Annotated in this window: 23 protein-coding genes and 1 tRNA gene; 14 read left to right on the top strand and 10 right to left on the bottom strand. The window is 67.7% G+C overall.

Annotated elements, in window-relative coordinates; all coding sequences use genetic code 11:
- Positions 1 to 66 precede the first annotated feature (66 nt).
- Complete coding sequence (locus tag SD37_RS41570) at positions 67 to 1,320, bottom strand: DUF3662 and FHA domain-containing protein (protein ID WP_065913080.1); 1,254 nt, start codon at positions 1,318 to 1,320, stop codon at positions 67 to 69.
- Positions 1,321 to 1,449: 129 nt separating this feature from the next.
- Between SD37_RS41570 and SD37_RS41565 the strand changes: the two genes are divergently transcribed.
- Positions 1,450 to 1,532: transfer RNA gene (locus SD37_RS41565), tRNA-Leu, on the top strand.
- Between the two features lie 287 nt (positions 1,533 to 1,819).
- On the opposite strand, the gene SD37_RS42980 is transcribed toward SD37_RS41565, so the two are convergent.
- Together SD37_RS42980 and SD37_RS41560 are read right to left on the bottom strand one after the other, a co-directional pair.
- Positions 1,820 to 2,305 (bottom strand): hypothetical protein, encoded by a 486-nt coding sequence (locus SD37_RS42980; RefSeq protein ID WP_145926865.1) that lies wholly within the window; start codon positions 2,303 to 2,305, stop codon positions 1,820 to 1,822.
- Positions 2,306 to 2,479: 174 nt separating this feature from the next.
- Complete coding sequence (locus tag SD37_RS41560; RefSeq protein ID WP_044849549.1) at positions 2,480 to 2,854, bottom strand: FKBP-type peptidyl-prolyl cis-trans isomerase; 375 nt, start codon at positions 2,852 to 2,854, stop codon at positions 2,480 to 2,482.
- A 141-nt stretch (positions 2,855 to 2,995) separates the two neighbouring features.
- On the opposite strand from SD37_RS41560, the gene SD37_RS41555 reads away from it, so the two are divergent.
- Positions 2,996 to 6,232, top strand: coding sequence for a penicillin acylase family protein (locus SD37_RS41555; protein WP_236725246.1), 3,237 nt, complete (start codon positions 2,996 to 2,998; stop codon positions 6,230 to 6,232).
- On the opposite strand, the gene SD37_RS41550 is transcribed toward SD37_RS41555, so the two are convergent.
- On the bottom strand, positions 6,229 to 7,149 hold the full coding sequence (locus tag SD37_RS41550; RefSeq protein ID WP_044849550.1) for an oxidoreductase: 921 nt from the start codon (positions 7,147 to 7,149) through the stop codon (positions 6,229 to 6,231). The genes SD37_RS41555 and SD37_RS41550 overlap by 4 nt on opposite strands.
- Before the next feature lie 52 nt (positions 7,150 to 7,201).
- Here SD37_RS41550 and SD37_RS41545 point away from each other — a divergent pair, with 52 nt between their 5' ends.
- From SD37_RS41545 to SD37_RS41530, 4 genes are all read left to right on the top strand, one after another.
- Positions 7,202 to 8,242, top strand: coding sequence for a trans-sulfuration enzyme family protein (locus SD37_RS41545; protein ID WP_044849551.1), 1,041 nt, complete (start codon positions 7,202 to 7,204; stop codon positions 8,240 to 8,242).
- An 18-nt stretch (positions 8,243 to 8,260) separates the two neighbouring features.
- Positions 8,261 to 8,593 carry a hypothetical protein gene (locus SD37_RS41540; RefSeq protein WP_044849552.1) on the top strand — a complete coding sequence of 111 codons (333 nt, stop codon included), beginning with the start codon at positions 8,261 to 8,263 and terminating at the stop codon, positions 8,591 to 8,593.
- A 452-nt stretch (positions 8,594 to 9,045) separates the two neighbouring features.
- Positions 9,046 to 9,714: a hypothetical protein gene (locus tag SD37_RS41535; RefSeq protein ID WP_044849553.1), complete on the top strand. Its 669-nt coding sequence runs from the start codon at positions 9,046 to 9,048 to the stop codon at positions 9,712 to 9,714.
- Positions 9,715 to 9,717: 3 nt separating this feature from the next.
- On the top strand, positions 9,718 to 10,320 hold the full coding sequence (locus tag SD37_RS41530) for a class F sortase (RefSeq protein ID WP_044849554.1): 603 nt from the start codon (positions 9,718 to 9,720) through the stop codon (positions 10,318 to 10,320).
- Between the two features lie 78 nt (positions 10,321 to 10,398).
- Here the strand turns inward: SD37_RS41530 and SD37_RS41525 are convergent, their stop codons facing one another.
- On the bottom strand, positions 10,399 to 11,442 hold the full coding sequence (locus SD37_RS41525) for a patatin-like phospholipase family protein (protein WP_083255235.1): 1,044 nt from the start codon (positions 11,440 to 11,442) through the stop codon (positions 10,399 to 10,401).
- Between the two features lie 54 nt (positions 11,443 to 11,496).
- A complete protein-coding gene (locus SD37_RS41520) occupies positions 11,497 to 12,240 on the bottom strand; it encodes a FadR/GntR family transcriptional regulator (protein WP_044849555.1) in 744 nt (247 codons plus the stop codon).
- A 60-nt stretch (positions 12,241 to 12,300) separates the two neighbouring features.
- Between SD37_RS41520 and SD37_RS41515 the strand changes: the two genes are divergently transcribed.
- From SD37_RS41515 to SD37_RS41480, 8 genes are read left to right on the top strand one after another with little or no spacing between them, the layout of a single operon-like run.
- Positions 12,301 to 13,791, top strand: a complete 1,491-nt coding sequence (locus tag SD37_RS41515; RefSeq protein ID WP_044849556.1) for an ABC transporter substrate-binding protein — start codon at positions 12,301 to 12,303, stop codon at positions 13,789 to 13,791.
- The gene (locus tag SD37_RS41510) at positions 13,788 to 14,747 is read left to right on the top strand and encodes an ABC transporter permease (protein WP_044849557.1); all 960 of its coding nucleotides are present in this window, start codon (positions 13,788 to 13,790) and stop codon (positions 14,745 to 14,747) included. The genes SD37_RS41515 and SD37_RS41510 overlap by 4 nt, the downstream gene beginning before the upstream one ends.
- Complete coding sequence (locus SD37_RS41505; RefSeq protein WP_044849558.1) at positions 14,747 to 15,559, top strand: ABC transporter permease; 813 nt, start codon at positions 14,747 to 14,749, stop codon at positions 15,557 to 15,559. Before SD37_RS41510 ends, SD37_RS41505 begins: the two co-directional genes overlap by 1 nt.
- Positions 15,556 to 16,293, top strand: coding sequence for an ATP-binding cassette domain-containing protein (locus SD37_RS41500; protein ID WP_044849559.1), 738 nt, complete (start codon positions 15,556 to 15,558; stop codon positions 16,291 to 16,293). Before SD37_RS41505 ends, SD37_RS41500 begins: the two co-directional genes overlap by 4 nt.
- Positions 16,290 to 17,060: an ABC transporter ATP-binding protein gene (locus SD37_RS41495; protein ID WP_083255234.1), complete on the top strand. Its 771-nt coding sequence runs from the start codon at positions 16,290 to 16,292 to the stop codon at positions 17,058 to 17,060. The genes SD37_RS41500 and SD37_RS41495 overlap by 4 nt, the downstream gene beginning before the upstream one ends.
- Complete coding sequence (locus SD37_RS41490; protein WP_044849560.1) at positions 17,053 to 18,471, top strand: aldehyde dehydrogenase family protein; 1,419 nt, start codon at positions 17,053 to 17,055, stop codon at positions 18,469 to 18,471. The genes SD37_RS41495 and SD37_RS41490 overlap by 8 nt, the downstream gene beginning before the upstream one ends.
- Positions 18,468 to 19,226 (top strand): SDR family NAD(P)-dependent oxidoreductase, encoded by a 759-nt coding sequence (locus tag SD37_RS41485; protein ID WP_044849561.1) that lies wholly within the window; start codon positions 18,468 to 18,470, stop codon positions 19,224 to 19,226. The genes SD37_RS41490 and SD37_RS41485 overlap by 4 nt, the downstream gene beginning before the upstream one ends.
- A gap of 10 nt (positions 19,227 to 19,236) precedes the next feature.
- Positions 19,237 to 20,619 carry an amidase gene (locus SD37_RS41480; RefSeq protein WP_044849562.1) on the top strand — a complete coding sequence of 461 codons (1,383 nt, stop codon included), beginning with the start codon at positions 19,237 to 19,239 and terminating at the stop codon, positions 20,617 to 20,619.
- On the opposite strand, the gene SD37_RS41475 is transcribed toward SD37_RS41480, so the two are convergent.
- Genes SD37_RS41475 through SD37_RS41460 form a run of 4 tightly spaced genes read right to left on the bottom strand, consistent with a single transcriptional unit; the run spans position 20,616 to position 24,381 of the window.
- Complete coding sequence (locus SD37_RS41475) at positions 20,616 to 21,290, bottom strand: DUF4276 family protein (RefSeq protein WP_044849563.1); 675 nt, start codon at positions 21,288 to 21,290, stop codon at positions 20,616 to 20,618. The genes SD37_RS41480 and SD37_RS41475 overlap by 4 nt on opposite strands.
- On the bottom strand, positions 21,287 to 22,411 hold the full coding sequence (locus SD37_RS41470) for an AAA family ATPase (RefSeq protein ID WP_167369689.1): 1,125 nt from the start codon (positions 22,409 to 22,411) through the stop codon (positions 21,287 to 21,289). The genes SD37_RS41475 and SD37_RS41470 overlap by 4 nt, the downstream gene beginning before the upstream one ends.
- A gap of 48 nt (positions 22,412 to 22,459) precedes the next feature.
- The gene (locus SD37_RS41465) at positions 22,460 to 23,314 is read right to left on the bottom strand and encodes an HpcH/HpaI aldolase/citrate lyase family protein (protein ID WP_044849565.1); all 855 of its coding nucleotides are present in this window, start codon (positions 23,312 to 23,314) and stop codon (positions 22,460 to 22,462) included.
- Positions 23,311 to 24,381, bottom strand: coding sequence for an HpcH/HpaI aldolase/citrate lyase family protein (locus SD37_RS41460; RefSeq protein ID WP_044849566.1), 1,071 nt, complete (start codon positions 24,379 to 24,381; stop codon positions 23,311 to 23,313). The genes SD37_RS41465 and SD37_RS41460 overlap by 4 nt, the downstream gene beginning before the upstream one ends.
- Positions 24,382 to 24,391 lie beyond the last annotated feature (10 nt).

Below are 24,391 nucleotides of genomic sequence, written 5' to 3'. Positions count from 1 at the left end.
CTGAGGTGCCGATCCACCGCAGGTCCCGCACCGCAATTCTGCGGTACCGCCTCCAGACGCCGCCGGTCAGCCCTGCGTACGGAACACGAGAGACGAGTGGCCCACGCGGATCACGTCGCCGTCGGCGAGCTGCCAGGTCTGCACCGGGGTGCCGTTGACGGTCGTGCCGTTCGTCGAACCGATGTCCGCGAGCGTCGCGCTCTGGCCGTCCCAGGTGATCTCCAGATGACGACGGGAGACCCCGGTGTCCGGCAGCCGGAAGTCGGCGTCCTGACCGCGCCCCACGACGTTCCCGCCCTGCTTCAGCGAGTACGAGCGGTTCGAGCCGTCGTCCAGCTGCAGGCTCGCGGCGAGCTGACGGCCGGCCGCGGGCTGGCCGCCGTAACCGCCACCCTGCGCGTACGGATCCGCCGCGGGCTGGCCGTACGCCTGCTGCTGAGCGCCGCCGTACTGGTCGTACCCGGGCTGCTGCTGACCGCCGTACTGGTCATAGCCAGGCTGCGGAGCGGCACCGCCGTAACCCTGGTCGTACCCGGGCTGCTGCTGACCGCCGTACTGGTCGTACCCAGGCTGCGGAGCGGCACCGCCGTAACCCTGGTCGTACCCGGGCTGCTGCTGACCGCCGTACTGGTCGTACCCAGGCTGCGGAGCGGCACCGCCATAGCCCTGGTCGTAGCCGGGCTGCTGCTGACCGCCGTACTGGTCATAGCCCGGCTGCTGCGCGCCGCCGTAACCCTGGTCGTAGCCGCCCTGCTGCTGGCCGCCATAACCCTGGTCGTACCCGGGCTGCTGCTGGCCAGCCTGCTGTCCGTAGCCGTATTGGCCCTGCTGGCCGTACGGGTCACCCTGGTCGTATTGGCCGTAGCCGGGGGGCTGGCTCATTGCTGGGTCTCCTGCGTTGCTGGGTCGTGCCGACCGTGACGAACCCTCGGCGTCGTGGGGCTTGACGTCGGGATCGACGGACGAACGGGTCTTGAACTGTCCAGTATGCAGCGCCTCGTTGCGCTCGAGCGAAACTACGACGTCACCATAGGTGTCCCAACCGTGCTCGGCGAGGTGTTCCTTGACCGCCCCCGCCAACACCGACGTGACCCGACGTTCGTCTCCGGCCATGCGCTCGTGATCAGCCTGCCCCAACGACACGATGTAGTGATTGGGAGCGAGCAGACGACCACCGGCCAGCTCACGAACGTTCTCCTCGCTCTCGCGCTCAAGCGCCACCGCCACTTCCTGCGTGACGACGTTGCCACCGAACATGCGCGCGAAGGTATTGCCCACGAGGTTCTCGAGCCGCCTATCAAAGCGCTCAACGCGGCCCACCGGGCAACCTCCTCACACGTGTGCTTCCCCGTCGATCCTATCCGGGTACGGCCAGTCGGACACGGCCCCCGGTGAAACCCGTGAAATCAGCCTGCTACGCTTTGCGAGCTGTCAGAGAACGAAGCACTCGGGCGAGTGGCGGAATGGCAGACGCGCACGGTTCAGGTCCGTGTGTCCGAAAGGACGTGAGGGTTCAACTCCCTCCTCGCCCACTCTTGTTCGAGGCCCCCTTCGCTCCGCGTCGGGGGCCTCTTTCGTGCGGTCGTCGCTCGTCAGCTCCCGGGGGGCCGAGCCCCCCGGACCCCCGCGGTGCGTGAAGCGGCGGTTGGCGGTTGGTGGTTGGCGGGGTGGGGGCGGTTGGGGGCGGTTAGGCAAAGATGCAACAAAGTCCAAAAGACCGTGTCGGCGGCGTCAGCCGTGCATCGTCTCTGGGGCGGTGAGCTGGCTGAGCGCGCTGTCGTAGGCGGCGAACGTGATGGCGAGCTGGTCGAGTTGCTCTCTATGGGCGCGCGCGGTCTCTTCCGCGAGCCGAGCCGCTGTTCGGACTGCTTCCAGATTCGCCTGCGCGGCTGTGCGTAGGTCGCGGGCCAGGGACTTCAGCGATTCGAGTTGTACAGCTGTAGAAGCCGGCCAATCCGAGGCGGAGACGAACTTCGACGGAGACGACGTTGGAAGCGCCTGACGAGAGCACTCCTTCGCTCCAGTCCTCCAGTGTGATGGGGAACAGCCCTTCTCCTGCTGGAAGATCCATCGGAGAAGAAACCGTGGCGACCTCTTTCTTCCATGCGCAGACATCCACGACCAGGGGGTTGGCATAGCCCAGTTCACGCAGTCGGCGAACCTCGGCGGGCGCATGTGCCTTGGCGATGACCATGCCGCTGTTCACGTCGGAGCCGGTGATCGGATGAGCGACCGCCATGGAGGTCTCGTCCGCATAGGCCAGGAGACGGCCGCCGAATGAAGTCTTGTGTCGAAGATCTGCCATCGCGCCCTCCCGGGTCCCGGTCAATCAGGATGCGGGATCCACTCGATCGCGGGCGACCACGACACGCCATTGGGTTTAACGAGGTCAAAGGGGTTGCTGAGGCTTCTGCGGCTGATAAGAAAGATGGACCTGGCGGGTGAAGCCCGCCGGGTCCATCTTTCGATGAAGTGGGTTTCAGTTCACGCCGACCAGGTCGACCACGAAGATCAAGGTCTCGTTCGGTTTGATGACGCCACCGGCGCCGCGTTCGCCGTAGGCCAGGTGCGGCGGGATCACCAGCTGCCGGCGGCCGCCGACCTTCATCCCGGCCACGCCCTGGTCCCAGCCGGGGATGACCTGTCCCTTGCCGAGGCCGAAGCGAAGCGGTTCACCGCGGTCCCACGACGCGTCGAACTGGTCGCCGGTCGAGTGCGAGACGCCGACGTAGTGCACCGTGACGGTGTCGCCGGTCTTGGCCTCCTGGCCTTCGCCGACGGAGATGTCGGTCGTCTTCAGCTCGGAGGGCGCGGGCCCCTCGGGGCGGTCGATCTGGGGCTTTTCCAAAGACATGTCCCCAAACTACCTATGCAGGTCCGGGGTCCGCAGGGCGAGTATTCCCCCGAACGGTGGCAAGAACGCGAATAGTCTTCACAAATTTGGATACCCGTGGGTAGTGTGCGCTTCGTCACTCTCCGACGACGGAGGTCTTTCATGCGACGAGGCATACGGGTCTTGACGACGCTGGCGGGGCTGACCCTCGTGGCGGGAACCGTTCCGGCACTGCAGGCGAACGCCGCGGAAGTCCCACCGGAGTCGGTGGTGGCGGCCGCGCTCGACGACTACTGCGGCGGGCAGTGCGGCGACATCCTGCCGCCCGGCACCAAGGGGAACGCCACCCTCGCCGAGATCCTGGCGCACAAGGCCTTCGGCACCCGGCCCGCGCATTCCGCCGACCAGCTCGGCAAGTACGCCTCGCTCGCCGACGGCTACAAGACGCTGACCACGGACAAGATCAACCAGTTCTTCAACGACGCCTCGTACGGCGTCCAGTCCGGGCAGGTCGAGAGCACGATCCAACCGCGCCCGGACGTGACGATCACCCGGGACAAGGCGACCGGCGTCCCCCGGATCGTCGGCACGACGCGGCCGGGCACGATGTACGGCGCGGGATACGCCGCCGGGCAGGACCGGCTGTGGCTGATGGACATCATGCGCCGCGTCGGCCGCGGCCAGCTGACCTCGTACGCCGGGGGCGCGCAGGGGAACCGCGAACTCGAACAGAGTTTCTTCGCTTCGGCGCCCTACACCGAACAGGAACTGCAGAAGCAGATCGACAACGCCGCGGCGAGTGGCCCGCGCGGCGCGCAGGGCAAGGCCGACGCCGAGGCGTACGTCGCGGGCATCAACAAGTACATCTCCGACGCGCACAGCGGCCGCTACTTCCCCGGCGAGTACGTCCTCACCGGACACGTCGACTCGATCACGAACGCCGGGACGATCGAGCCGTTCAAGCTGACCGACCTCGTCGTGCTCGCCGCGGTGGTCGGCGCGCAGTTCGGCGCGGGCGGCGGCGGTGAGGTGCAGAACGCCATCGCGAAGATGGCGCTGCAGGAGAAGTACGGTCTCGAACAGGGCGACAAGGTCTGGAAGAGCCTGCGGTCCGAAGACGACCCCGAGACCGTCAAGACTCTCCATAATGGACAGACCTTCGACTACGGCAAGGCGCCGGCGAACCCGCAGGGCGCCGCGGTGCCGGACAAGGGAACGGTCACCGGCCAGCAGCTGGTATTCGACCCGACCGGTTCCGCCGGGACGGCCACGCCCGCCAAGGTGGAGGTTCCCGCGCCCGAAGACCAGAAGGCCGTCCGCGGCATCTTCGACGACGGCGTCCTGCCCGGCAACATGCTGTCGGAGAAGCACGGCATGTCCAACGCGCTGGTGGTCTCCGGCGCCAAGACCGCGAGCGGTCACCCCGTCGCCGTCTTCGGCCCGCAGGCCGGGTACTTCGCCCCGCAACTGCTGATGCTGCAAGAACTCCAGGGGCCCGGCATCAGCGCACGCGGCGCCTCCTTCGCGGGCATCAGCATGTACGTGCTGCTCGGCCGCGGCAAGGACTACTCGTGGAGTGCCACTTCGGCGTCGCAGGACATCATCGACACCTACGCCGTCGAACTGTGCGAGCAGAACGGTTCCGCGCCGACGAAGAACTCGAACTTCTACCGCTTCCGCGGCCAGTGCCTGCCGTTCGACATCGTCGAGCGCAAGAACGCCTGGAAGCCCACCGTCGCCGACGGGACCGCGGAAGGTTCGTACACACTGCGCAGCTTCCGCACGAAGTACGGTCCGGTGACGAGCCGGGCGCTGGTCGGCGGCAAACCGGTGGCGTACGCGTCGCTGCGGTCGACCTTCCAGCACGAGATCGACACGATCATCGGCTTCCAGAAGTTCAACGACCCCGACGCGATCAAGTCGGCGCGGGACTTCCAGCTCGCGGCGGCCGACGTCAACCAGACCTACAACTGGTTCTACGCCGACTCGCGTGACGTCGCCTACTTCAACTCCGGTTCGAACCCGGTCCGCAATCCGAACGTCGACCCGGCCATGCCGGTCAAGGCGGACGCCGGATTCGACTGGCAGGGCTGGAATCCCGACGGCAACATCGCGAACTACACGCCGTCGTCGCAGCATCCGCAGTCGATCAACCAGGACTACTACATCAGCTGGAACAACGCGCAGGCGAACGGGTACGCGGCCAGCGGCGCGGACAAGAGTTCCGTGCACCGCGGTGATCTGATCGACGCGCGGGTCAAGAAGATGATCTCCAACGGCACCAGGGTGACCCGCGTGAACCTCACGCAGGCCATGGAGGAGGCGGCGCTCGCCGACCTCCGCGCCGAGAAGGTGCTGCCGGAACTGTTCAAGGTGATCGACAAGGCCCCGGTGACCGGTCCGGCGGCGGACGCGGTGGCCAAGCTGAAGACCTGGCTCGCCGCGGGCGGCCTGCGCTCGGAGACGACACCGGGCAGCAAGGCCTACGCGAACGCCGACGCGATCCGCATCATGGACGCCTGGTGGCCGCTGCTGGTCAACGCCCAGTTCAAACCCGGCATGGGTGACGCCGCCTACGCCGCGATGGTGGGCGTGCTGAAGATCAACGAGTCGCCTTCCGGCTGGCAGAACGAGGTTCCCGGCAAGCACGTCGGCCAGCCGCACGCGGGTTCGTCGTACCAGGCGGGCTGGTGGGGCTACGTGCACAAGGACATCCGTTCGGTCCTCGGGCAGAACGTCGCCGGACCGCTGGGCGCGAAGTACTGCGGTGGCGGAAACGTCGACGCCTGCCGTCAGGTCCTGCTCGACTCGCTGACGCAGGCGGCCGCGCAGCCCGCCAACACCGTGTACCCCGGTGACGGCGACTGCGCCGCGGGTGACCAGTGGTGCGCCGACACGATCATCCACCGGGCGCTCGGCGGTATCACGCAGGACAAGATGAGCACCCAGAACCGGCCGACCTTCCAGCAGGTCGTGGAATTCCCGGCTAAGCGCGGCGACAACATCGCCAACCTCAGCACCGGCCGGTCGGTCACCGCGAGCAGCCACGAGACCGGCTGGTTCAACTCGCCGCCGTCCAACGCGATCGACGGGAACTCCTCGACCCGCTGGGCGAGCGACTGGAGCGACGCCCAGTCGATCACCGTCGACCTCGGCTCGGTGCAGCCCGTTTCCCGGGTGATCCTGCGGTGGGAATCGGCCTACGGCAAGGCGTACAAGGTGCAGGTCTCCCCGGACGGGACGAACTGGCGCGACGCGGCGTCCATAGTGGACGGAGACGGCGGGCAGGACAACGTCGCCTTCGACGCGGTGGACGGCCGGTTCGTCCGGATGGCCGGGGTGCAGCGCGGGACGAAGTACGGCTACTCCCTCTACGAGTTCGAGGTGTACGCCCACTAGGCGCTGTCGGATGGCCCGCCTTGATGGAGCGCTTCGAGGCGGGCCAGATCCGACGGCGTCAGCCGCAAGGCTCCGGCGGCGACGTTGTCGGCGAGGTGGCCGAGGTCGCCCGTACCCGGAATGACCAGCATGTGCGGTCCACGTCCCAGCGCCCACGCCAGGCGGATCTGCGCCGGCGTGGCCTGGTGCGCGCGGGCGATCTCGAGCACCTCGTCCGGCTCGGCGCCGCCAGGGCCCGCCTCGCGTCCGGCTCCGGCGATGGCGAAGAACGGGACGAACGCCACTCCCTGCTCGCCACAGGCACGCAGGAGCCGATCCTGCTCCGGGCGGTGGCCGAGGCCGTAGGAGTTCTGCACGCAGACCACCGGCGCGATCGCCTGTGCCTGTGCGAGCTGCTCCGCGTCGACGTTGGAGACGCCGAGGTGCCGGATCAAGCCGGCGTCGCGCAGCTCGGCCAGAGCGCCGAAGTGACCCTCGATGGAAACCCGGCCGGACAGCCGCAGGTTCACCAGGTCGAGATGATCGCGGCCGAGCTGGCGCAGGTTCTCCTCGACCTCGCCGCGCAGCTGCTCGGGGGAGGCCTCGGGAAGCCAGTCACCGGCCGGATCCCGGCGCGGCCCGACCTTGGTGGCGATCACCAGACCGTCCGGGTACGGCGACAGCGCGGAGTTGATCAGCTCGTTGGCCGACCGCAGCGAGGAGAAGTAGAAGGCGGCGGTGTCGATGTGGTCGACACCCAGTTCCACCGCGCGGCGCAGCACCTTGATCGCCTGGTCACGGTCGCCCGGCGTGGCTCCGGGCGCGAACGCCTGACCACGCTGGGGCAGGCGCATCGCGCCGAACCCGATCCGGTTGACCTTCAGGTCCCCGAGTGCCCATGTCCCGGCGGCCGCCGCGTCGATCTCCCCAGAAGTCATGGGCGGAGTCTGTCACGGTGGTGATCATCGCGAGACGGTTTACGGTGGCGGGGTGGACACGAACGACTGGTCACCCCGCACCCTCGCCGTCGCCGCCGGCCGCCCGGAAGGCCCCGGCGAACCGCTGAACGTGCCGATCGTCGCGGCGAGCACCTTCGACGCCGGTGCCGATCGCGCGTACTCGCGGGAAAACGGCACGCCGACCTGGGAAGCCCTCGAAGCCGCCATCGGCGCGCTCGAAGGCGGGCACGCCACCGCGTTCGCCTCGGGGATCGCCACGCTCAGCGCGGTCGTCGACACGCTGCCCGTCGGCGCGAAGGTCTGCGTGCCGACGTTCTCCTACGCCGGTTCCCGTGGCCTGCTCGCGCACGCTCAGCGCACCGGCCGCCTGGTGGTCACCGAGATCGCGGCGGAGGACACGGACGCGTGGGTCGCCGCCGCGGACGCCGATCTCCTCTGGCTCGAATCGCCGACCAATCCGACGCTCGACGTCATCGACATCGAGACGATCGCCGCCGCCGCGAACGGGCTGGTCGCCGTCGACAACACGTTCGCCACCCCGCTCGGGCAGCGGCCGCTGGACCTCGGTGCGGACATCGTCGTGCACAGCGCGACGAAACTCATCGGCGGTCACAGCGATCTGCTGCTCGGGCTGACGATCGCGGCCGACGAGGCCGTCGCCAAGGATCTGCGCGACGCGCGCACCAGGATGGGGGCGACACCGGGGGCGCTCGAAGCCTGGCTGGCGCTGCGCGGACTGCGGACGCTGCCGGTCCGCCTGGCCGAGCAGACCCGCACGGCGGCGCTGCTCGCCGCGCGGCTGGTCGACCATCCCGCGATCACCCGGGTGCGGTACCCCGGCTCCGGCACGATGATCGCGTTCGAACTCCCGGACGCCCAGACCGCGGACAAGGTCATCGGCTCGCTGCGGCTGATCCGCGCCGCCACCAGCCTCGGCGGGGTGGAGAGCCTGGTCGAACGGCGGGCGTGGCTGGCGGGGGACGCGCACGTGCCCGCCGGGCTCGTCCGGTTCAGCGTCGGGCTGGAAGATCCGGAAGATCTTTGGACGGATCTGGCGTCGGCGCTCGGCTAGCGCCTTAACGTGGAACGCGTGGAGGAGACGAAACCGCCCCGGCGGCTCGGTCAGTGGATGTGGGGCCTGTTCTGGCTCCTGGTGCTCGGCTTCCTCGCGATCGTCGCGGCGGGGCTGCTGGCCGAATTCGCGGCGCGGTCCTGCCCGGCTGACGGCGTGTGGGCCTGCGACGCCGAGAACCGGACGCTCGCCACGTTCATCCCCGCGATCGGGTTCGGTGCCGGGCTGCTGACGGCGGTCGTCGGCGGTGGCCGGGCGGTGCGGAAACGGACGTCGCCGAAGCCCTGGTTGTTCGCCGGAGGGTTCCTCGGCGTGCTCTCGTTCGCCGTGTCCCTGTTCCTGGTGTTCTGATCGTGACCTTCAGGTTGGCAGGCACCCGTTTTCGCCGCCATCTGGTCAATAGCTCACCGGTGGGTACTCCGAACGTGTGAACCCTTCGGTAATAGAGCCCTGAGTAGTCGGCTTGCGGCGCGGGTTCGCCCAGGAAAACGAACCTTTTCGCGGGCTCCCGGGAAAGCGGAAAAAATACTTCCGCAAGGCAACCGTTCCGGCCGTTCGGGTGTTAACATTCCTTCGTCGCCGCGAGGCTTTCCCCTCTGTTGAGCGACATTCGGGCCCTTGTATCGGGCAGGACCACCTCGGTGTTACCGGTTTTCCCGGTGGTTTTTGTCACTGTCCTTTCGCTACTGTCGCGCGGCGATTTCGGGCAGGATCGCGCTGTCACCCGAACGTGGGATTTACCCCCGGGTGGTCGCATGGTGGGGGTCACCATGCGTTGCGATGCCTCTCACTGGGAGATCACTTTGAAGAAGACGTTGGGCCGCCTCGCGGGCGCGGTGCTGGCCGGCGCCGTCATCTCGCTGGCCGTGACGCCTGCCGCGATGGCGCAGGAACCGACGACCACGCCTTCCGCTCCGGCGAGCGAGACGCCCACCACGGCGCCCTCGCCTACGTGGACGGGTGGCAAGGTGACGTCGGCTCCGCCGGAGACGAGCGCCCCGGCCTCGTCGTCCTCGGAGCAGCCGACGCCGACCAGCAGTGGCAAGCCGACTTCCGGCAAGCCGTCGCCGACCACCACCTCCACCTCGGAGAAGCCGACCACCCCGCCGGAGGAGCCCTACGTCGACAACGTCGGCGCGGGCTACATCGGCGAGAACGGTGTCGGCGCGCTGGTCATCGCCTGCGCGTCGGGTGAGCCCGCCGCCGTTTCGGCGCCGGACTTCGATGTCGTGGACAGCAACCAGGCCGAGGACGACGGCCGCTACTGGGTCTACATCGTGAAGGTCAAGAAGTCCTTCAAGGGCAACTCGAGCACCTTCACCTGGACCTGTGACGGCAAGCCGGGCAAGGGCGACATCGAGTTCGAGGCGCCCATCGGCGGCGGTTCGGCCACCCCGGGCAAGCCGGAGAAGCAGGTCAAGTACGCCCCCAAGGGCGGCATCGAGACCGGTTTCGGCGCCACCGCGGCCTGATCGATGTCGACGAAGTTTCTGAGGCGGGGTGGTCGCGCGGTCGCGGCCACCCTGGTCCTTTCCCTCGCGCTGACCGGTTGCGGCACCGACGATCCCGCACCGGCGGCACAGCAGGCGCCGCCGGAATCGACCGTCCCGGTCACCAAGCCGTTCAGCGGCACCCGCCCGACGAACGTGAAGATCCCCAAGATCGGCGCCGAGTCGAATCTGATCGCGGTCGCGGTCAACAAGGACGGCAAGATGGCCGTCCCTTCGGCGAAGAAGCCGATGCAGGCCGCCTGGTACCAGCTTTCGCCGGTGCCCGGTGACGTCGGCCCGGCGATCGTGCTCGGCCACGTCGACGGCAACAAGCAGCCGGGTATCTTCTACAAGCTCAAGGACGTCAGCCCGGGCGACGAGATCCTCGTCGACCGCAGCGACGGCAAGAGCCTGAAGTTCGTGGTCGAGAAGAAGGACCAGGTGCCCAAGGACCAGTTCCCCGAGGACGCGGTCTACGGCAACACGGACAAGCCGCAGCTGCGGCTGATCACCTGTGGCGGTGTCTTCGACAAGGAAGAACACAGCTACAAGGACAACATCATCGTCTACGCGAACCTGGTCGCCTGACCCTTCGCCTGACGACGAGAGTGTTATGAACGGGACTTTCATTGCAAATTTTGCAATGAAAGTCCCGTTCATAACATCTCAGCCCACCCCGGCCGCCGGATACGGGAACCCCGCAGGCGCCACAGCCTCGGTGTCGACCCACTTCCGCATCCCGGCGTCGCAAGCAGCGTAACCCCAGTTGATCAACCGCTCCTGCGAAACTTCCGGCAGCTTCGTCAGCCGGGTGGGCGTCTCCGCCAGCTTGTGCGTGAGATCGACGGGCGCCGCCAGCGAATCCGCCAGCTCGAAGTTCTCCAGATCGACGTAGGTTCCCCAGTACGAGCCCGCGAAATCCTTCTCCACATAGGACTTCAGCAGCGCGCCGCGCCGCAGCTCGCGGACCTGGTTGTCGATCACGTCGAGGACGCGCAGCAGCTGCCGTCCCCAGTCGCGCTTCACCTTCTGCTTGATCTTCATCCGCTTGCCGGCGTCGCTGACCAGCACCGTCGCGTGCCCCTCGACCGGGTCCAGGCCGAGGTTGTCGTAGACGCCGGCGTCGCTCAGCACGATCTTCTTGCCCGGATCCGCCGAAAGCGGATCGTGGATGACCACCGGCGAGAGCATCGGGGGGAACGCCGACGACGCGGCCACCGCGGTCGCGAGCGGGATGTCGCCGTGCGGTCCGTCCTGCCGGAAGAACCACCACAGCGCGCCGTCCTGGAGGTTGGTCGCGGTGAACACGAACTGCGGGCCCGCCGGGTCGAGGTCCCTGAGGCAGCAGTCTCCGAACAGGTGCTTCGCGTACACCCGCGCGAGTTGCTCACCGGCGCTTCGCCACGGAATGGCCATGGCGAGCAAGGTGACCGGGATGTCGAGCCGGGTGCGCGCGAGAGTGCGGACCGGGTCGACTACCCCGTCGCAGAAGTTGTTCGCGACGCCGTTCTCGAAGTCCAGATCCGACCAGGCGTGCGCGAGCACTCCGGCCGCGATCGAGCCGCCGGAGACGCTGGAAAAGGTCGAGATCTTCGACAGCCAGCCGAGTTCGTTGAGCCGCCACAGGGCCCCGGTGTGGAACAGCATCGCGCGGTAGCCACCGCCGGACAGGGCGAGGCCGACACCCTGGCGGGTCGTAGAAGGCTCCATGGCATCCCCCACTTGAGCGAGTGTAAGAGTGAGTCGCCCGAACGCAGTGAGCCGTTACGACAACAGAGGCATCAAGAGACGACGTTGTTCTTCGGGGACATATTCGGCGTAGTTGTCGTACAGCGCCTGCTTCGCCAGCCGCGAGGCGCGCTCGCCGTCCGAGTCCCGGATGGCCCCCAGCACCTCTTCGTGATGGGCCAGCCAGTTGCGCATCAACTCCGTCCGGTCGTCGGCGTGCTCCAGTTTGTCCTCGATGAGTTCCAGCACGACCCCGCGGACGACCTCGCCGCTGATCACCAGCAGCGGATTCCCCGTCGCGCGGGCGATGGCCTCGTGGAAAGCGACGTCCGCGTGGCTGAATTCGGCGAAACCCCGGGAGATCCCGGCGCGCATCGCCGCCAGCGCCGCGTCCAGCTCGGCGAGATTCTCTTCGGTCCTGAGCTGCGCGGCGAGCAGATGTGCGGAACCGTCGAGGATCATGCGGAACTGCAGCAGCTCCGAAAGCCCGAGGTGGTCGGCCCGCGCCAGCCGGTGCATGGACCGGTGCAGTGCGGCGGGTGAAGCGGCCAGCACCTCGGGGCCGCGGGGATCGCCGGGCCGCGAACGGATCATTTCCGCCGCCTGCAGTACGCGCAGCGCCTCCCGCACCGTCGAGCGGCCGACGTCGAACTGGACCATCAGCTCGCGTTCGCTCGGCAGCCGGTCACCCGGTTTGATCCGGCCGCTGATCACGGCTTCCTCGATCTGTTCGACGACACGCTGGTACGCGCGGACAGGGGCGACCGGCTCGAATTCCATCTTGACCCTGCCGTCTCGTCTGGTTTACTGGTCAGACCAGTCTACCGGTCAGGGGGCAGGATGAAAGCCCGGATTCACGCGGCAGTGTGGGTGTCGCTGCTGGTGGCGTCCGGCTGCTCCGCCGGTTCTAGTGCCACGGTGGCCAAGGATCCCGGCACGCTCGCGGTCGGCTACACCGCCGAACCCGCGAACTTCGACTTCACCCGCACCGACGGCGCCGCCATCCCGCAGGCCCTGCTCTACAACGTCTACGAGGGCCTGGTGAAACTCGACGCGGACGCGAAGATCGTGCCGCTGCTGGCCGAATCGTGGACGGTCTCGGAAGACCGCAAGACCTACGACTTCAAGCTCCGGAAGGACGCGAAGTTCAGCAACGGCGCCCCGTTCACCGCCGAGGACGTCAAGTTCTCGCTGATGCGGGTGAAGACCGACTGGACCGTGTCGATCAAGTCCACAATGGACGTCGTCGACCAGGTGGACGTGGTGGCGCCGGATCACGCGCGGGTCGTGCTGACGAAACCCAGCAACGGCTGGCTGTTCAGCCTGACCAGCCGTCTCGGGGCGATGTTCAGTCCCACCGGTGTCGCGGATCTGGCGAACAAGCCCGTCGGCACCGGGCCGTACACGGTGTCTTCGCGGCGGCGCGGGGATTCCATCGTGCTCAAGGAGAATCCCGCGTACTGGGGCCGGAAGCCGGCGTACTCCACGGTGGTCCTCAAGTACGTCAAGGATCCGACGGCGCTCAACAACGCCTTGCTCAGCAACGGGATCGACGTCATCTCCGCGATCACCGTGCCGGATTCGATCCCGCAGTTCCAGAGCGACGACCGGTTCACCGTCGTCGAAGGCACGACGAACAGCGAGGTCACACTCGCGTTCAACAACACCCGCCCGCCGCTGAACGACGTCCGCGTGCGGCGCGCGCTGTCCTACGCCATCGACCGGAAGGCGTTGCTGGACACCGCGTGGGCGGGTCGCGGCACGCTCATCGGCAGTATGGTCCCGCCGACCGATCCCTGGTACGAGGACCTTTCCCGGGCTTACCCGTTCGATCCCGCGAAGGCGAAGGCGCTCCTGGCCGAAGCCGGACAGCACCATCCGTCGCTGCGCCTGAGGATCCCCAACCTGCCGTATGCCGTTTCGGCCGCGCAGGTGGTGGCGTCGCAGCTGGCGGACGTCGGGGTCACGGTGACGATCGAGCCGCTGGACTTCCCGGCGGTGTGGCTCAAGCAGGTCTTCACCGACCACGACTACGACCTTTCGATCATCCAGCACGTCGAGGCGCGCGACATCGTGACCTTCGGCAGGCCGAAGTACTACTGGGGTTACGACAGCAAACCCGTTCAGCAGAATCTCGCGAAGGCCGACAGCGGGACGCCTCAGGAGCAGATCGACGCGATGCGCCAAGTCGCGCGGAGGCTGTCCGAAGACGCGGCCGCGGATTGGCTGTTCCTGTTCCCCAACGTGATCGTGGCGAAGAACAAGGTGACCGGGTTCGTGCGCAACCAGGTCAGCGAGTCCTTCGATCTCACGGGATTGGCGCCGCGATGACGGTCAAGATTCGCGCTTTTCGAATACTCAACCGGGTGGCGATCCTGATCGCCAGTGTGCTGGTCGCGTCCATCGTGGTGTTCCTGTTCATGGCCGTGCTGCCGGGCGATCCGGCGCAGGTCGCGCTCGGCGTCAACGCGACCCCGGAACTGGTCGCGAAGACCCGCGCGGAATTCGGCATCGACAGGCCGCTGGTGACGCAGTACTTCGACTGGATCGGTGGTGTCCTGCAAGGCGACTTCGGCCGCTCGTACGTCACCCGCGAGGCGATCGGGCCGGCGCTGGCCGACCGGCTCGGGGTGACGTTGTGGCTGGTCGGCGCCGGAATGCTGGTGGCACTGCTGATCGCCGTTCCGGCGGGCACGTTCGCCGCGGTGCGGCACCGGAAGGCCGACGGCACCGCGGTTTCCGCGCTGTCGCAGATCGGCGTCGCGATCCCCGCGTTCCTCGCCGGCATCATCCTGGTGCAGATCTTCGCGGTCCAGCTGCGCTGGCTGCCTTCCGGCGGCTGGACACCGCCGGTGCAGGACCCCGGCGAATTCCTCCGCGGTCTCGTCCTCCCCGCTTTGTCGCTGGGACTCGTGCAAGGTGCGGTGCTCACCCGGTATGTGCGGTCCGCCGTGCTCGACACGCTCGGGCAGGACTACTTGCGCACCGCGCGTTCCAAGGGGCTCAGACCTTTCCAGGCGTTGTTCCGGCACGGACTGCGCAACGCCGCCGTGCCGGTGGTGACGGTGCTCGGCCTGCAACTGGCGACGCTGCTGATCGGCGCCGTCGTCGTCGAGCGCGTGTTCGTGCTACCAGGTCTGGGCAGCATGCTGCTCGACTCGGTGGCGTCGCGGGATCTGTTGTCCGTGCAGGGGATCGTGCTGGTCCTGGTGGTCGGCGTACTGCTGGTGAACTTCGTGGTCGACGTCCTCTACACGGTGCTCGACCCGAGATTGCGGGGTTCCTGATGCGCGGTCGAAGCCTCGTCATCGGCGGTGTCCTGGTCGCGCTGATCGTGACAGCCGCGCTGCTTTCCTTCGTCTGGACGCCGTTCGACCCGGTGAAGGTCGACGCGGCCAACCGGCTGCACGGCTTCAGCGGCTCGAATCCGTTCGGCACGGACAGCTTCGGCCGCGACGTGCTCAGCCAGCTGATGGTCGGCGCGCGGACGACGTTGTACGTCGGCGTGGTCGCGGTCGGCATCGCCGCGCTGATCGGGACGCCGCTGGGCATCCTCGCCGGGATGTCCTCGCGCTGGCTGGGCGAGTTCGTCATGCGGGTCAACGATCTCGTGCTCGCCTTCCCCGCGTTGCTGCTGGCGATCATGTTCGGCGCGGTCTTCGGCGCGAACACGCTGACCGCGATGGTCGCGATCGGGATCGCGACCATCCCGTCGTTCGCCCGGATCGCGCGCTCCGGGACGCTGCAGGTGATGAGCAGCGAGTTCGTCCTGGCCGCCCGGTCGGCGGGCCGGTCACGGCCGACCATCGCGGCGCGGCACGTGCTGCCGAACATCTCGGGACTGCTGATCGTCCAGGCGTCGGTGTCGTTCGCGATCGCCGTGCTCGCGGAAGCGGCGTTGTCGTTCCTCGGCTTCGGCACGCGGCCGCCGACGCCGTCGTGGGGCCGGATGCTGCAGGAATCCCAGATGTTCCTCACCCTGCATCCCCGGCTCGCGCTCGTGCCCGGGATCGCGATCGCCGTCGCCGTCCTCGGCTTCAACCTGCTCGGCGACGGTCTGCGCGATCGTCTCGACCCCCGATTGGCGGCCCGGCTATGACCCTTGAAGTCGAGGGCCTCGGGATCGGCGGACTCGTCCGCGGTGTCTCGTTCGGCATCGCGCGTGGTGAACGGGTCGGGCTGATCGGCGAGTCCGGTTCGGGGAAGTCGTTGACGGCGTTGTCGATCATGGGACTGCTGCCCGAGGAACTCGCCGCGTCCGGCTCGGTGAAGCTCGACGGCCGTGAGCTGCTCGGCGCGTCGGAGAAAGAACTTTCGCGACTGCGCGGCAACGAGATGTCGATGGTGTTCCAGGAGCCGATGACCGCGCTGAACCCGGCGATGCGAGTCGGTGCGCAGGTGGCCGAGCCGCTGCGGATCCACCGAAACGGCCGGAAGGATCCCGAGGCGTTGCTGGATTCCGTGGGGCTGCCAGGGACCTCCCGTGCCTATCCGCACCAACTGTCCGGCGGGCAGCGGCAACGCGTCATCCTCGCGATCGCGCTGGCCAACGACCCGAAACTGCTGATCTGCGACGAGCCGACGACGGCGCTGGACGTCACCGTGCAGGCGCAGATCCTCGAACTGATCCTCGACGGCGTCCGTGAGCGGGAATGCGCGCTCCTGTTCATCACGCACGACCTCGCCGTCGTGGCGAAGGTCTGCGAACGGGTGCTGGTGATGCTGGACGGAGAGATCGTCGAATCCGGCACCACGCGCGAGGTCCTCACGGCACCACAGCACGACTACACCAAGAAGCTTTTGGCCGCTTCGGATCTGGAGGCGAGCCGATGATGATCGAAGTGCGGGACCTCGAACGCCGCTACACGCGTCGCGATGTGCACGCCTTGCGTGGCGTATCTTTCGACGTCGAAGCAGGTCAGCGCTTCGGCATCGTCGGGGAATCGGGTTCGGGAAAGTCCACTTTGGTCAGATTGCTGGCCGCACTGGACAAGCCGACTGCGGGCAGCGTCTCGTTTCAGGGCAAGCGGATCGACACCCTGCCGGAACGCGAACTCGGCTTCCTTCGGTCGGAACTGCAGATCGTCTTCCAGGATCCGATGGGTTCGCTCGATCCGCGGATGCGGGTGCGCGACATCATCTCCGAACCGTTGGGACGCCGGGATCCCGCCCGGGTTTCCGAGTTGCTGGAGGCGGTCGGCCTGCCCGCCGACGCCGCCGGGCGATACCCGCACCAGTTCTCCGGCGGGCAGCGGCAGCGCATTTCGATCGCGCGGGCCCTCGCGCCGAACCCGAGCGTCCTGATCGCGGACGAGCCGGTGAGCGCGCTCGACGTCTCGGTGCGCAAGCAGATCCTCGACCTGCTCGCGTCGCTGGTCGAGCTGTATTCGCTGACGCTGGTCTTCGTGTCGCACGACCTCGGCGTGGTGCGGCACGTCTGCGACCGGGTCGCGGTGATGCGGCGCGGGGAGATCGTCGAGCTGGGTGACGTCGACCGGGTCTACGACGCGCCGGAACACGAGTACACCAGGGAACTGCTGGCGGCCGCGCCGAATCTGCGGGCAGAGCTGGCGCGGTTGCGGGGAGGGGACGATGGCTGAGTATCCGGAAGGACTGCCGATCGGCGACGGCTGGGTGTCCACTATGGACGCTCCGGTGGTGTTCCCGTACGACGGGAGCGAGGTCGGCCGGGCGCCGGTCGGGACGCCGGAGCTGGCCACACGGGCGATCGACGAGGCCGTCGCGGTGTTCAAGCAGGTCGCGGCCTTGCCGTCGCGAACCCGGCGTTCGCTCCTGAACGACGTCGCCGCCGCTCTGGAAGCGCGGCGCTCCGAATTCGAGCAGCTCCTGGTGCTGGAGACCGGCAAGCCGCTGGTGGACTGCCGGGTCGAGGTCGCCCGCACGATCGTCACCTGGCAGGCCGCCGCCGAAGAGGTCTCCCGGCTCCACGGCGAGACCGTCCCCTTGGATCTGCTGCCGTCCGGCGACGGGCTCGTCGGGTTCTGGAAACGCAAGCCGATCGGCGTGGTCGTCGGCATCGCCGGGTTCAACTACCCGCTGCTGCTGGCGTCGCACAAGATCGCTCCCGCCATCGCGGCCGGTTGCCCGGTCGTGGTGAAACCCGCGCCGCAGACGCCCTTGGCGACCCTGTGGCTCGTCCATCTCGTTCGCTCGCTGACCGATCTGCCCGCGATGGTCCAGCTGGTCACCGGGGACGCCGCGGTCGGATCAGCGCTGGTCACGGACAGGCGGGTCGGCGCGGTGTCGTTCACCGGCTCCGCGCTGGTCGGGCACCGGATCGCGCGCGACGCGGCGCCCACGAAGACGTTGCTGGAGCTGGGGTCCAACGCCGCATTGGTGGTCGCGGACGACGCGGATCTCGACGCGGCCACCGACGCCGTGCTGCGCGGCGGGTTCTACGCGTCCGGCCAGGCCTGCATTTCGGTGCAGCGCGTCCTGGTCGTCGAGGTGGTGGCCCAGGAGTTCACCGAACGGCTGCTCGCGCGGCTCGGGGAGGTCGTCGCCGGTGACCCTCGCGACGAGAAGACGCGGGTGTCGGCGCTGATCGACGCGGGATCCACGCGACGCGTCCGGGAATGGGTCGACAAAGCGACTTCGGCCGGTGCGCGGCTGGTCGGCGGCGGGGTGGACGGCACGGTCCTGCGCCCGGCGGTGCTGCTCGACGTGCCCGACGGCCTCGAATGCTGGGACGAGGAGATCTTCGGCCCCGTGGTCTGCATCCGGACTGTGTCCTCTGTGGACGAAGCGTTCGACGCGGTCAACGCGTCGCGCTACGGGCTGCACGCCTCGGTGTTCAGCACGTCGTTGAAGACGGCGTTCCGCGCGCTCGACGAACTCGAAGTCGGCGGTGTGGTGGTCAACGAGGTGCCCGGTTTCCGGTCCGACACCATGCCGTACGGCGGCGTGAAGGACTCCGGGATCGGGCGGGAAGGGCCGCGGTTCGCGGTCGAAGAACTGACCGTGACGAGGATGGCGGTGCTGCGGCCGTGACTTATGAGAACCTGTTCCGCCTCGACGGAAAGCGAGCCGTCGTGCTCGGCGGCGGCAGCGGGATCGGCCGCGAGGCCGCGCGGGCACTGGCCGCGCACGGCGCCGAGGTGATCGTCGCCGACCGCGATGTCGCCGCCGCCAAGGAAACCGGCGCGGGCGAGGCATACGAGATCGACCTGCTCTCCGACGGCGCCGCCGCACGTGCCGCCGCTGAACTCGGCGAGATCGACGTCGTCGTGCTGACCGCCGCGACCAACGTGCGCAAACGACTGCTGGAGTACACGCGCGAGGAGTTCGACCGGGTGCTCGCGCTGAACCTCGGCGCGACGTTCGAGGTCGTCCGCGCGTTCGGTGCCGGGATGGTCGACCGCGAGCGGGGCAGCATCATCGGGTTCTCCTCGATCCGCGGCACCACCGTCGAGCCTGGTCAGGGCCCGTACGCGGCGACGAAAGCCGGTCTGGTTCAGCTTTTCCGCACGGCCGCGGCCGAGTTCGGCCCGGCCGGGGTGCGGGTGAACGCGATCGCGCCCGGCGTCGTCGAAACGCCGCTGACCGCGCAGATCAAAGCGAATCCGGACTGGTACGAGGCCTACGCGACCAAGGGCGCGCTCGGCCGCTGGGCGCGTCCGGACGAACTCGCCGGCGCCGTCGTGTACCTCGCCTCGGACGCGTCGTCGTTCGTGACCGGCTCCGTCATGGCGGTCGACGGCGGCTGGACCGCGGTCGACGGCCGCTTCGAACCGCCCGCGACGTGAGGAGGCCGCTGTGCCGGAGTTGCCTGATCTGACCGCCGTCGAACTGGTCGCGCACTACCGCGCCGGGACGCTTTCGCCGGTCGAAGTCACCGAAGCGGTCCTCGCCCGCGTCGAGGCGCGCGAACCCGAGCTGCACGCGCTCTACGCGTACGACCCGAGCGGCGCACGTGAAGACGCGAAGGCATCCGAAAGCCGCTGGCACGCCGGGGAACCGCTAGGCCCGATCGACGGCGTTCCCTTGACCCTCAAGGAGAACATCGCGACCCGCGGTACGCCGGTCCCGCTCGGCACGGCCGCGACCGCGCTCCTGCCCGCGTCCGAAGACGCCCCGGCGGCCGCCCGCGTGCGCGAGTCCGGCGGCGTCCTGCTGGCCAAGACGACCATGCCGGATTACGGGATGCTGACGTCCGGGCTGTCGAGTTTCCACACCGCGTCCCGGAATCCGTGGGACCTCGCGCGCACGCCCGGCGGCTCCAGCGCCGGAGCCGGTTCGGCGGCGGCCGCCGGTTACGGCCCACTGCATGTCGGCACGGACATCGGCGGCTCGATCCGGCTGCCCGCCGGCTGGTGCGGTCTGGTGGGGCTGAAGCCGAGTTTCGGCCGGGTGCCGGTGGATCCGCCGTTCCTCGGCCGGGTCGCCGGGCCGATGACGCGCACCGTCGGCGATACCGCGCTGCTGATGAGCGTTCTGTCCGGTGTGGACGGTCGCGACCATCTTTCGCTGCCGCCGTCGTCGCTCGACTGGGCGTCGCTGTCCTGCGAGGTCAAGGGGCTGCGGATCGGGCTGCACCTCGATCCCGGCGTCGGTCTCCCGGTCTCGCCCGAGATCCTCGCGGCCGTCACCGGCGCCGCACGGGCGTTCGAGGCGGCAGGTGCCGTGGTCGAGCCGGTTTCGCCGTTCCTGCGGCGAGAGATGCTCGACGGGCTCGACACCTTCTGGCGCGTCCGCGCCTGGTCGGACATGTCCGCGCTCCCCGAGGAGCGCCGCGCGAAGGTCCTGCCGTACATCGCCGACTGGGCCGCGGGCGGCGCCGACGTCAACGGTGTCGACGCTTATCGCGGCTTCGCGCAGATCGACACCATCGCCGTCGCGACCCTGCGCGCCACCGAACGCTTCGACGTCGTCCTGTCGCCGACCTGCCCTGTCTCGGCCCCGCCCGCGGAGTGGCCTTCACCGACCAACGACCCTCGGCGGCCTTTCGAGCACATCGCGTTCACCGTGCCGTACAACATGTCCGGCCAGCCCGCGGTCTCGATCAACTGCGGCTACACGAGCGACGACCAGCCCATCGGCCTCCAGATCAGCGGCCGCCGCTTCGCCGACCTCGACGTCCTTCGCGCCGCTGCCGCCTACGAAACCCTTCGCCCCACCCCGCGCCCCTGGCCCTGTTAGCCCAGACGGGCATCCAGACGAGAAAGCCAAGAGTCCATATGGGGACACCGTGAGCGGAGTGCGTCGATACCGAGATCCGCTATAGCGAGTGGCCCGTCGTTCGTTTTGGAGTAGCCGTCGCAGTAACGAGCGAGACGTTTGGATGGAGCGGTGTCGAGACCGTCGTTCACCAGCTCGGGGCCGCCCGCGCCGTCTACGTCTTTCTGAAGTCGTTCAGCGAGGCCAGTGCCGGAGAAAAGCCAGCCCAGCTGCTCGGCAGCGGCGAAGACCCAGGTCTCCAGTTCGTGCAGGACCAGGTGGGGAACGAAACGCGTGTCGGAAATCGCCGAAACCAGCGACTTCTCGACATGTTCGACCCGGTCGTACGCGGAGGACGAGGGCCTGTTCCTCATGCCGGGACTATCGGCTGGAAAGCCGTAGTAGTCGAACAAGATCGTGAGGGTATGGATGTCACTGTTGCGCAGCAACAGCCTGATCTCGTTCTCGAGTCTGGCCCAGCTGCTCACGCCGCCGCGACTGGCCGGCCCGACGGCAGGTCTCTTCGTTGTCACAATTGACTTCGTTATCGTCCAGCCTCGATCCTGGAGATACGGTTCAAGAACGCTGTCGACCACGATCTCTTCGGTCTGTCCTTCGACCAGCAAGTGGAGATGTCGATACTCGGCGGTCATCCGCGACTGTTCTCTTCCCGGGTGGGACGTCCGCCGAGCAGGTTCTTCTCCCACAGTTCGCCAAGCGAGTATTCGGTCAGCCACTCTTCCAAGGCGGAGAGGTCCGGTCGAGTGAAATCGGAGGCTCCCGACTTGCGTTCGACCACTATCAGATCGTCGACTTCGAATTGGTTCATCAGGGTGACAGACTGAGTGGCGACGAGTACTTGGCTGCGTCGCGATGCCTGTCGGAGTAGATCGGCGAGTTGAACGATCGCGAACGGGTGAAGTCCGAGTTCAGGTTCGTCCAGTACGACGAGACCCGGTAGTTCCGGTTGCAGAAGAAGTGTCGAAAGGCAGACGAAGCGTAGGGTTCCATCCGACATCTGATTTGCCGAAAAGATCGCATCCGAATCTTTTTGCTGCCAGCGCAGTAGAATTCGTTCGTGGTTATCGGGCTTGAGAACGAAGTCCCGAAAGAACGGCGCCACAAGACGGATTGCGCCAACTATCCGTCGGTAGGCCGAAGTTTCGGCAGGATCTTCACTTTCCTGCAAACGGTACAGGTAAGCGGCGAGGTTTCCCGCGTCGTTCCGCAGACTTATGTCGTCTGCCGTCGGTACCAGGCGCTTGACCGGTGCGTCGGCACTGGTGTCGTGAAAGTGGTAGACCTTGCAACCTCGGAGAAGGTCGGTGAAGTTGGATGCTGTGCCGCCTGGCTTCCGATCGACCTCGTCCGGAAGTCGTGTCTCTCGATGCCCGCCCCCAAGCGACTGGGTAGCGGGTCGGTCGTCTGTCGCTGATCGGGAGTAGAGGGTCTCCGACTCGAAGACCAGTTCGTCCCTGGTCGCCGCGACCAGAGTGGCTTCGTAGGACGCGGACTCAGCCTCCAGTTGGAGGTGTATCCGGGCCGGAGATCCGCCGACGTTGAGCAGCGATGAAGCCCCGCCGTTAAGCCCGACGAACAACCCCAGTTCCCCGTCGACGATCCGGCCGAGGAGTTCGAGTGCGTGGATGAAGTTGCTCTTGCCCGCGCCGTTCGCGCCGATGAGCACGTTCATCGCACCCAGTTCGACGCGCGCCGAACGGATCGAGGTGAACCCCTCGATCTCGATTGACATCAACCGTCGTTGATCAGCCACGCACCTACTCTAGGCCGTATCGAAACTGGGTATCGAAACTCGGTTGCGTCAGCGGCCGATCGCCTCGGCCAGCGCCAGGATCCGCCGGGCGTTCTCCACGTGCAGGTTCTCGATCATCCGCCCGTCCACGGTCACGACGCCCTGCCCGGCCGCCTGAGCCTCCTCGAACGCCGAGATGATCTTCCGCGACCGCTCGATCTCCTCGTTGGACGGTGCGAAGATCCGGTTGCACGGCTCCAGCTGGTTCGGGTGGATCAGCGTCTTGCCGTCGAAGCCGAACTGGCGTCCCTGCAGGCATTCCGCCTCGAAGCCCTTGATGTCCTTCACGTCGTTGTAGACGCCGTCGAGGATCGCCTTGCCGGTCGCGCGCGCGGCCAGCAGCGCCAGCGAAAGCCCGCCGAGCAGCGGCGCGCGGCCGGGGACGAACTCGGCGTGCAGTTCCTTCGCCAGGTCGTTCGTGCCCATGACCAGCACGGTCAGCCGCTCCGACGCCGCCGCGATCTCCTCGGCGTGCAGCATCGCGACCGGGGTCTCGACCATCGCCCAGATCTTCGTGTGGTCAGGGGCGCCGCCGAGTTCCAGCGCGCGCTCGATGTTGTGCACCTCGGCGGCGGAGTTCACCTTCGGCACCACGATCGCGGCCGGTCCGGCCTGCGCGGCGGCCCGAAGGTCGGCGTCGTGCCACTCCGTGTCGAGCCCGTTGACGCGGATGGTCACCTCGCGCGAGCCGTACTCCTTCGACGCCGCGGCCGCGCAAACGCGTTCACGTGCGGCTTCCTTCGCGTCGGGCGCGACGGCGTCTTCGAGGTCGAGGATGAGCCCGTCCGCGTCGAGCGTCTTGGCCTTTTCCAGCGCTCTTTCGTTCGCGCCGGGCATGTAGAGGACGGAACGCCGGGGGTTCATGCGGAAGTCTCCTTACTGGCCGCGTCGTACGCGGCGGCGAGTTCGGGGTCGTCGGCGGCGAGGGCGTCGGCGAGTTCGGCGACCACGCGGCACTGCTTCACCGAGGCGTCGTCCTGCATCTTCCCGTCGATCATGACGGCGCCGGTGCCGTCACCCATCGCGGCGATCACGCGCCGCGCCCAGGCCACGTCTTCGGGGGACGGCGAGAACACCTTCTTGGCGATGTCGATCTGCACCGGGTGCAGGCTCCAGGCACCCACGCAGCCGAGCAGGAACGCGTTGCGGAACTGGTCTTCGCAGGCCACGACGTCGCGAATGTCGCCGAACGGCCCGTAATACGGCAGGATCCCGTTCGCCGCGCAGGCGTCCACCATCCGCGCGACGGTGTAATGCCAAAGATCCTGCTGATATGTCGTGCGTCCCTCGTTCAGATCTTCACCGGTCGGGTCCGTGCGCACCAGGTAACCGGGATGCCCACCACCCACCCGGGTGGTCTTCATCCGGCGGCTCGCGGCGAGGTCGGCCGGGCCGAGCGAGATGCCCTGCATGCGGGGGCTCGCGCCGGCGATCTCCTCGACGTTCGCGACGCCGCTGGCCGTCTCCAGGATCGCGTGCACCAGGAGCGGTTTCGTCAGGCCCGCCCGTGCTTCGAGCTGGGCGAGCAGCCTGTCGACGTAATGGATGTCCTGGGCTCCTTCGACCTTCGGCACCATGATGACGTCGAGTTTGGCGCCGATCTCGGTGACCAGCGTGATCAGGTCGTCGAGCACCCACGGCGAGTCGAGGCTGTTGACGCGGGTCCACAGCTGCGTCTTGCCGAAGTCGTTCGCCTTCGCGATGGAGACGAGCCCGTTCCGCGCGGCCTCCTTGCGGTCGGCGCGCACCGCGTCTTCGAGGTTCCCGAGCAGGACGTCGACCTTCTTGGCAAGATCGGGGACCTTGGCGGCCATCTTCTCGTTGCTGGGGTCGAAGAAGTGGATCATCCGCGAAGGAGGCACGGGGATCTGGCGGAGCGGTTCCGGCGCCCCCACCGCGAGCGGGGCGAAGAAATCCTTCGGCGAACGCATCGTTCCTCCA

The sequence above is a fragment of the Amycolatopsis orientalis genome (assembly GCF_000943515.2).
GTDB lineage: Bacteria > Actinomycetota > Actinomycetes > Mycobacteriales > Pseudonocardiaceae > Amycolatopsis > Amycolatopsis orientalis.
This window is presented reverse-complemented; position numbering and strand designations above follow the sequence as displayed.